Origin of the sequence: Streptomyces sp. NPDC059477, assembly GCF_042749375.1 — a bacterium.
Classification (GTDB): domain Bacteria; phylum Actinomycetota; class Actinomycetes; order Streptomycetales; family Streptomycetaceae; genus Streptomyces.
The window spans coordinates 1-7,436 of the sequence record NZ_JBHYUG010000156.1 but is presented as its reverse complement, the minus strand read 5'-3'; the positions used below and the strand labels follow the sequence as shown (position 1 = coordinate 7,436).

The 7,436-nt window shown below is 74.6% G+C and carries 4 protein-coding genes; 1 reads left to right on the top strand and 3 read right to left on the bottom strand.

Translation table 11 applies throughout. The features are described from left to right. Positions 1–250: 250 nt before the first annotated feature. The 3 genes from ACFXAZ_RS38530 to ACFXAZ_RS38520 all read right to left on the bottom strand — a co-directional run bounded on the left by ACFXAZ_RS38530 (position 251) and on the right by ACFXAZ_RS38520 (position 4,926). Entirely contained in the window at positions 251–1,696 is a 1,446-nt protein-coding gene (locus tag ACFXAZ_RS38530; protein ID WP_384601439.1) for a GNAT family N-acetyltransferase, read from the bottom strand. A 142-nt stretch (positions 1,697–1,838) separates the two neighbouring features. Further along, complete coding sequence (locus ACFXAZ_RS38525) at positions 1,839–3,437, bottom strand: alkaline phosphatase D family protein (protein ID WP_384601433.1); 1,599 nt, start codon at positions 3,435–3,437, stop codon at positions 1,839–1,841. A gap of 136 nt (positions 3,438–3,573) precedes the next feature. Then, positions 3,574–4,926 (bottom strand): PLP-dependent aminotransferase family protein, encoded by a 1,353-nt coding sequence (locus ACFXAZ_RS38520; RefSeq protein WP_384601430.1) that lies wholly within the window; start codon positions 4,924–4,926, stop codon positions 3,574–3,576. A gap of 623 nt (positions 4,927–5,549) precedes the next feature. Here ACFXAZ_RS38520 and ACFXAZ_RS38515 point away from each other — a divergent pair. Continuing rightward, positions 5,550–6,578, top strand: a complete 1,029-nt coding sequence (locus ACFXAZ_RS38515) for a DMT family transporter (protein WP_384601427.1) — start codon at positions 5,550–5,552, stop codon at positions 6,576–6,578. The last annotated feature ends 858 nt before the right edge of the window (positions 6,579–7,436 follow it).

The following is a 7,436-nucleotide window of genomic DNA, read 5'->3' as shown; positions in this document are numbered from 1 at the left end:
CCCGGGGCCCCGGGCCGCCCCCCCCCCCCCCCATTCGGGCGCCGGGCGGCGACCGTGTGTTAGCCGGGCCCCCGCGCCATCCCCCGGCCGCGGGCCCCCCCCGGGCCCCCCGGGGGGGGCCCCGCCCACCCCCCGGGAGGGGGGGGGGGGCCTACCCCCGGTTCCACCGCCCGGGGGGGGGCCGCCGGGCCGTTCCCAGGTGCGCCGGGGCGGCCCGGCATCCCAGGTGCGCCGGGTCCCCCGTCGGATCTCAGTCCCGTACGCTCCGCCCCCGCGATGAGTCGTACGGCAGCCTGGAGGTGACCGGGGTCGCCTCCAGGCGGGCCGTGATGACCAAGGTGCCCTCCTCGATCTGATAGTCGAGGGGGAGGTCCAGGGCGCGCATCGCCGCGACCATGCCCGTGTTGCCGGACCGGGTCACCGCGTACACGCTCTCGCAGCCCGCCTCCACGGCCATGGCCACCAGCCGTCCCAGCAGTTCGCCGCCGAGGCCGCGCCGCTGCCAGGCGTCCTCGACGATCAGGGCCACCTCGGTCTCGTCGCCGTCCCACAGGAGATGGCCGAGGCCGACGATCCGGCCGGAGTCCGTCTCGATCGCCAGGGTGCGGCCGAAGCGGGGGCTGAGCAGGTGGTCGAGATAGCGGTCGGCGTCACCGACCGGGCCGTGGTAGCGCAGGCCGAGCGTGTGCGGGGTGCAGCGCTCGTGCATGGCCTTCGCGGCGTCGAGGTCCTCGGGCCCGGCCCGGCGCACGGTGATGTCATCGCCCTCGGGCAGGGTCAGTACGTCATGGCCGCGCGGGACGCGGGGGCCGAGCCGGGCATCCAACTCGACCAGCGCGCGTGCCCGCGCGAACTCGGTGGGTGTGAACGGCAGATAGGGCCGCTCCACGGTGATCACTCCGCCTTCTGGTGCTCGCAGTCGCATCACGGTGTCCTCCAGCGCGCCTTCCACGGGTACGCCGTCCGGCACGGGGCCGGATCCGGCGGGCCGCGAGGGCAGCGAGCGGATGGTGCACCTTCCCAACAACTGCCGCAGGGCCAGCGGAAGTTCCGCGGCGTCCAGTGCGGTGCGGGTGGCGAGGCCGAGAACCCGGGTCGGGGCGTCGACCAGATCGTGGGTGTCGGCCCGTTCGATCCAGGTGCCGGTGCCACCGGCCAGGGCCACCGCGCGGGTGAGATCGGCGGCGGCGAGATCGCCCGGGGCGCGCAACAGGAACTCGTCCACGGTGTCCGTGCCCAGCGGATGCGTCTGGAGGCTGAGTATGTCGACCAGGTGTTCGGCGAGGGCCGTGCACAGGGCGGCGAGGGCGCCCGGTTCGTCCCGTACGGTCGTGCGCATCCGCCACAGTGTGGGGCGCGCCCCGGTGGCGGGCGCCTGCCGCTCGGGCCCGGCCTGCCGCTGCGGTGAGCGGGGCCGGGCACCGGTATCGGAGGGCGGCGGGGCGTGGCCTTGGCCGGGCGGGGCGTGGCCGTGGCTCCGTGCCCACCAGGTGTGGAACGCCGCCGTGGCCACCAGTACCGCCGCCGAGATCAGCAGCAGCGCCGGACCGTCGGGTCCGTGGCCGATCAGATTGGCCACCGCGTCGGCGACCGCGACCGCGGTGAACAGGGCCGCCAGCTCCACCACGTCCCGTCGCCAGTGGTGCACCGGCCGCCCGTGCCGCGTCCGCGTCACTTCGGACATGTTCCGCTTCATCGTCATGCGGCCACTGTGGAGGAGGGGTGTTGCGTGATCACAAACGCTCTGTGACTGATCGGTAAAAGGTGCTTATGCCCTTCTTGTTGATTTTGCCGAGTGTCGGGTGTATCGCCGGTTCCGGCTCGATGGTGGCGCGGGCTCACTGCCCGACCCGCCCGGGCTGGAGCACCTTGGTGAACAGCACCGTCCCGTCCTGCTCGCGCAGCCGTACGGTCAGCTCCGCGCTGTCGCCGTCGATGTCGACCTCGCCGAAGAACTGGTAGCCCTCGGCCGGGGACACGTTGGCGACCGCCGGCGCCTTCAGGAACACCCGCTCCGGCCCGAAGGTGGCGTCCAGCGTGTTCGCCGGGAACGCGCCCGCGTTCAGCGGACCGGACACGAACTCCCAGAACGGCTCGAAGTCGCCGAACGCGGCCCGCGACGGCTGGTAGTGCTGCGCCGACGTGTAGTGCACGTCCGCCGTCAGCCACACCGTGCCGGTGATCCGCCGGTGCTTGATGTACCGCAGCAGCTCGGCGATCTGGAGTTCCCGGCCGAGCGGCGCCCCCGGATCGCCCTGCGCGACCGCCTCGATGTGCGGCTTGCCGTCGCCCGTGTCCGGCACGACGAGGCCCAGCGGCATGTCGGAGGCGATCACCTTCCACACCGCGCGCGAGCGCGACAGCTCCCGCTGGAGCCACGCCAGCTGCTCGGCACCGAGAATGCCCTGGGCGTCCGTGGTCTGGTCGTCGGGCGAATTGGCGTTCCGGTACGTCCGCATGTCCAGGACGAACACGTCCAGCAGCGGCCCGTGGTGCTGGACCCGGTGGACCCGGCCGTCGGGGCGGCGCAGCGTCGAGATCGGGAAGTACTCCGAGAACGCCTGCCGGGCCCGCGCGGCGAGCACGTCGACCCGCTTCTCGGTGTACCGGGGGTCACCGAGGATCTCGCCGGGATACCAGTTGTTGGTGACCTCGTGGTCGTCCCACTGGATGATCGAGGGCACCTGGGCGTTGAACGCGCGCAGGTTCTCGTCCAGCAGGTTGTAGCGGAAGTTCCCGCGGAACTCCGCCAGCGTCTCCGCGACCTTCGCCTTCTCCGGGGTCGTGACGTTTCGCCAGACCCGCCCGTCGGGCAGCGTCACGCTCCCGGTGAGCGGGCCGTCCGCGTAGACGTTGTCCCCGCTGCACAGGAAGAAGTCCGGGTCCAGCCGGGCCATCGCGTCGTAGATCCGGTAGCCGCCGATCTCCGGGTTGATGCCCCAGCCCTGCCCGGCCAGGTCCCCGGACCACAGGAACCGCACGCCGTCGCGCCGGCTCGCCGAGGCGGTACGGAAGGTGCCGGTGACCGGTTCGCCGGTGCGGCGCGGGTCGTCCGGGTCGGCCAGCAGCACCCGGTAGTGGATCTGCTCGCCCGACGGCAGCCCGCGCAGTTGCGTGGTGCCGGTGAAGTCGGAGCCGGAGCCGAGCAGCGGCCCGTACCAGCGTTTCGCTCCGCGGAAGGAGTCGGTGGCGGCGGTCTCCACGATCATCCGGGCCGGGCGGTCCGCGCGGACCCACACCAGGCCGGAGTCCGTCGTCACATCGCCGCTCTGCACGCCCCAGGCGGCTCGCGGGCGCCCCGACAGGGCGAGGGCGGGCGCCGCGCCGAGGCCGGTGGGCAGGGCCAGGGCCGCCGAGGCGGCGAGCGAGCCGCGCAGCACGGTACGGCGACCGGGGAACGGGCCGGGAGAGCCCGGATGGGGCGCGGGGTGGGACATGGCAGGGCCTCCGGTGATGTCCCAGCGACGCGTGGGTGACACGCGTCGGCCAACGTCAACGTGCGCTGCCACTCTTACTGCGGCGGCACAGCGCCCACGCGAACCGGAAGTGAACAACGGGCCGCGAGGCGTACGTTCATCTGTCGGCCGCCTCTGCCATCAGCCGCACGCCCGCCCTGATCCGCGCGGGCGTCAGATGCGCGTATCCGAGGACGAGCCGTACGGCGGGGGAGGCGCGGGATGGTGGCTGCCCGGGAGCGGCGTCCGGGTGCGCGTACGCCTCCAGGGTGCGCACGGTGACCCCGGCATCGCGCACGCGCGCGAGGAAGCGATCTCCGGGGCCGTACCGCGCGGGCAGGGTGGCGATGACATGGAGTCCCGCGGCGATGCCGGAGACCTCGGCGCCGGGGAAGTGCTCCTGAAGGGCGGCCACCAGGGCGTCCCGGCGTTCGCGGTACGCGCGCTGGCAGCGGCGCAACTGGCGGTCGTAGTCGCCGCGCTCCACGAACCGGGCGAACAGTTCCTGGTCGAGCGTGGGATGCCCGAGGTCCATGGTCCGCTTGCGCTCCACCGTCTCCTCGGCGAGCCGCTCCGGCACCAGCAGCCAGCCCAGCCGCAGCCCCGGCGCGAGGGACTTGCTGACCGAGCCCGAGTAGGCGACGTGCTCCGGATCGAGCCCCTGGAGCGCGCCGACCGGCGCCCGGTCGTACCGGAAGTCGCCGTCGTAGTCGTCCTCCAGGACCAGCCCGTCCACGGACCGCGCCCAGGCGAGCAGTTCGGCGCGACGCCGCGCGGAGTACGCGATCCCGGTCGGGAACTGGTGCGACGGCGTCGTCACCACGGCCCGCACCCCGGACGCCCGCAACGCCCCCACGTCGAGCCCTTCGCCGTCCAGCGGTACGGGGACGGTGCGCACGCCGGCCGCCGCGTACAGCGCGTCGTGCTGGGGGCTGCCGGGGTGCTCGACGCCGATGGTGTCCGCCCCGCGCGCGTGCAGCACGAAACCGAGCAGCGCGGACGCCTGGGCGACCCCGGAGACGACCACGATCCGCTCCGGGTCCGCGACCACGCCCCGGCGACGGGCCAGCAGCCCGGCCAGGGCGGTGCGCAGCCGGGGCAGCCCGCGCGGGTCGGGGTAGCCGAGGGCGTCGTGCGGCAGGTCCGCCAGGGTGGCGCGCTGCGCCGCCGCCCACGCGGCACGCGGGAACAGCGCCAGGTCCGGCGTGCCGGGCACGAAGTCGGCCCGCGCGCCCGGCGTACGCGGGGCGAGGTCCCGCGCGGGGGGCCGGGCGGCCCGTACGGTGTCCCCGACCCAGGTGCCCGCGCCGCGCCCGCTGCGCAGATACCCCTCGGCCGTCAACTGCTCGTACGCCTCGGTGATCAGCCCCCGCGACACGCCGAGGTCGCCCGCCAGATCCCGGCTCGACGGCAACCGCGTCCCGGACGCCAGCCGCCCGGACCGCACGGCCTCCCGCAGAGCAGCCTGCAAGGACCGACCACGCGCGCGTGCGGGCGCGGAGGCGGCGGGGAGGAGGAGTTCCCAGGCGGGGGAGGTTTTGGTGCGGGGTGTGGTGGGGTCGGTTTTGTTGGGGGTGCTGGGGGTGCTGGGGGTGTTGGGCGAGTCGGGGGTACCTGGAGTGTCGGAGGCCTTGGGGGTCTCGGGAGTCCCGGGGGTGCTGGGGGTCGCAGAGGTTCCGGGGGTCCCGGAGGTGCTGCGGGTCCCGGAGGTGCTGGGGGCCTTGGGGGTCCCGGAGGCGGAAGGGGTGGCGGCGGTCCGGGCGGTCCCGGAGGCCCCCGGGGCGCTGGATGTGGCGAGGGCGCCGGGGATCTTGGAGGTGCCGGAGTGGGCGGGTGCCAGGGAGGCCCCTGTGGGTGCCCCAGAGGTCCCGGAGGCCCCGGCGGTCCCGGAGGCCGCGGAAGGGCCTGGCGTGCTGGTCGTGGGCAGGCCGCCCGCCGCCGCTCCACCCGCACCCACCACCCCACCCGCACCCGTCGCCCCCCGCGCGCCGCCCTCGACGGGACCTCGCTCGGCCGCGTCAGGGGAATTGGTCTCCGATGCGTTCATGGGAGTGGACCTTAATCCGGACCGCCCGTGTCCCTAGCGTCGCTGCCATGAACCCCACCACCGCGCGCGGGTCCCTGCTCGCCGCGCTCGCCTGTGTCCTCGTAGGGGCCTCCTTCACCGCGAACAGCGTCCTGGGGGACTACCCCTACGCGGGCGGCCAGTTCCTGCGTTACGCACTGGCGGGGCTGCTGTTGATGCCGCTCGCGGGCGCGGGCGCGAGGGCCCGGCTCAGGGCGCTGACCGTGCGCCAGTGGCTTCGCCTGGCCGTGCTCGCGGCCGTCGGCATGGTCGGCTTCAACCTGGCCGTCCTCGCCGCCGAGCGCACGGCGGAACCGGCGGTGCCGGGCGTGTTCGTGGGCTGCGCGCCGATCGTGGTGGCCGTGATCGTGCCGCTGACGGCGGGCCGCAAGCCCCAGCGGGCGGTGCTGTACGGCGCGCTGCTGGTGGCGGTCGGCGCGTTCACCGTGCAGGGGTGGGGGCGTACGGACGGTGCCGGGATCGCCTTCTCGGTGTGCGCCCTGCTCGGCGAGGTGGGTTTCGCGGTCCTGGCGGTGCCGGTGCTGCGGCCCCTGGGACCGCGTCTGCTGTCGGCCACGGTGTGCGGGCTGGCGGCGGCGCAGTCGGCGGCCGTGGGGCTGCTGGTGGACGGTCCGGCCTGGCTGCCGCGTCCGGACACCACGGAGGCGCTGGCGCTCCTGTGGCAGGCGGTCGTGGTCACCGTCATCGGCTTCGTCTGCTGGTACATGGGCATGCAGCGGATCGGCGCGGAGCGCGCGACGCTGTTCTCCGGCCTGATCCCGGTCGCCGCAGCCGCCACGGCCCCCCTGGTCGCGACGGGGTCCTACGGCCTCGCCCAGGCCGTCGGCAGTGCCCTTGTGGGCGCGGGGGTGGCGTGGGGGTCGGGAGCGCTGCGGGCGGCCCGGTGCGCAAGGACGGAGCGGCCCCGGCCGACGGCACGCGACACCGCGCCGGAAGCCACGTCCGGGGCGGAGCCGAGAACCGCACACGAGGGGATACGGAAAGCCGAGCCCGACGCAGCGCCGGAGGCCACTCGCGGGACCGGCCACACGCCTTGAAGCCGACGGGCTGAAACGCCACCGAGGAGACCGGCGAGCGGCACGACCGCCGGCGCCTCTTCGACGCTGTCGTGCCGGGAGCGTTGTGCGATGTCGCGCTGGGTGCACGGGTTGGGCAGTGCGCCGGAAAGCGTGCTTGGCGCGGTGCAGGAAGCCACCGGCGGGACCGTGAGGGGAGCCATGAGTGGCGCGCAGGGCGGCGCGAGAGGCCATGGGTAGGGGGCGGGCACCGGGAACGGTGCTTCGTGGCGGCGGAAGCCACCTGTAGTGCCGACCGGGAAGCCACACGGGGAGCCGCGAGGGAAACGACGTGTGGAGGCAACGCCAGAGGCCCTGCGTGGGGCGCGGCATCGGAAGCCGGTCCTAGGGCGGCGACGAAGGCCAGCCGTGGGCCCTGCGGGAAGCCCTGCGCCGGGCGCTTCGAGGCCGTATGGAGGGCGGCGCCGGAAAGTGCTCCTTGGTGCCTCGCAGGAAGCCCCGCCCAGGGCGCCGCCGGAGACCCCGTAGCGGTCCGCGTCGAAGGCCACCCGTTGGCTGCGTGAAGCCACGTCTAGGACCGCGCCGAGGCCACGCGGAGGGCGGTCCTAGAAGGCGTGCCAGGGGCGGCGCCGGATGCCCCGTAGCGTCGGGTCGAAAGCCAGCCTTGGCATCCGCGGGAAACCACGCGTAGGGCCGACGCCAGAGGCCACGAGGTGGGGCAGTGCCGGAAGCACCCTGCAACGACGTGCCGGAAGACACCCGCCAGCCCACGCGGGAGTTCGCCCCCGACCCGACCCGACCCGACCCGACCCGACCCGACCCGACCCGACCCGACCCGACCCGACCCGACCCGACCCGACCCGACCCGACCCGACCCGA